Origin of the sequence: Phocaeicola sp. RTP21198st1_B8_RTP21198_201120, assembly GCF_040929485.1 — a bacterium.
Lineage (GTDB): Bacteria > Bacteroidota > Bacteroidia > Bacteroidales > Bacteroidaceae > Phocaeicola > Phocaeicola dorei.
In genome coordinates this window covers 1-1,224 of sequence record NZ_JBCOCI010000422.1, presented here as the reverse complement: position 1 = coordinate 1,224, position 1,224 = coordinate 1, and the positions used below count along the sequence as shown (strand labels likewise).

Genomic DNA, 1,224 nt, shown 5'->3' with positions numbered 1-1,224 from the left:
CCCTGTGCATCACGACTATTGTATTCGGCAAAAATTCCGGGAACCGTTCCCATATTCGTCCATCCTTCATCAGCGACAGGGATAAGCATGATGGTATTGATATACACCGTCTTCGAATTATTATGCCATGGACGCCCCAACTTCAAACGTCCGTCAGCCGCTTCACTGTTTCCATCTATAGTGCAATTACGAAAAGCATAACCATATTTAGCATCTTTATGGGAAGGAGCCACTATTACTGCTCCACTCCGTACATTATAAAGCGTACAGTTTTCCAGCAACACATCACCACCACCATAAAAATAGTCTACCGCGCCTTCTATCCAGCAATCTTTCACATAGTGCCGACTGACATCATTATTGGCAGTCATCCAAGTATCTTGAAAAGAACGGAACTTACAATTATAAAAGGAAGCACAATCTGCCTGACTATTCATAGCCAAAGCCTGCGGACCATTATCTGATAAAACTCCCCAGTCATTCACATACGAAATGTTTTCCGTATAAAAGTGGTCTCCTTTTACCACCACTACCGATCCCTCGTATTTATAAACTGGAGAGGAAGGATTATGAACCGAGTGTTCCCAATAAGCTGTTTTTCCACCTATTTCTTTACCGGTCAGTTTACTACCAACATTCAAGTTTAAATGAATAATGGTCTTATCCTTATCCTGGCCTATTAAATGTACGTATGGCTTATTCTTAGGGATAATCACCTGCTCATTATACAAGCCATTCTTTATCAGAATCAACCAAGGTTTCGTCTGTCCGTCAGGTACAGCATTGATTGCTTCCTGAACCGTTTTATAATCTCCACTACCATCAACAGCTACAATAGCCTGATAAGGCGATGAGTCCGCCTGTGCATAAATCATTGCACAGGCACTCATCAATAAAATTGATAATACAATATTCTTCATGATATTCTTTATACCTAACAAGTATAGGATCAATTAATACCAACGTGGATCACCAGCATTACCCGTTCCGGCGAACCCGGCTCCCGGTTTAATATGGAAATCACCGTTCAATGGATCAACGAACAAGTCATCCGAGCTTTGTTTTATTCTCGTTATTTCTTCAAACCTGTTATTGCCTTCCTGCAGGTCGGAGGTGATATAACAATTATCAGAGAAGTTCAAAATGTCATAAGCACCATTTCCACTATTCATTTTCTTTCCTTTGTTCGGACCGGAGAAAATCAAATTCCGCATTGTCGCAGAT

At 40.8% G+C, this 1,224-nt stretch carries 2 protein-coding genes; both read right to left on the bottom strand.

Going from position 1 to position 1,224, the window contains the following annotated elements:
- The coding region (locus AB5935_RS26925) for a pectinesterase family protein (RefSeq protein WP_368327969.1) at positions 1 to 920 on the bottom strand (920 nt) is incomplete at its 3' end.
- A gap of 33 nt (positions 921 to 953) precedes the next feature.
- On the bottom strand, positions 954 to 1,224 hold a 271-nt coding region (locus AB5935_RS26920; protein WP_368327968.1), incomplete at its 5' end, for a DUF5123 domain-containing protein.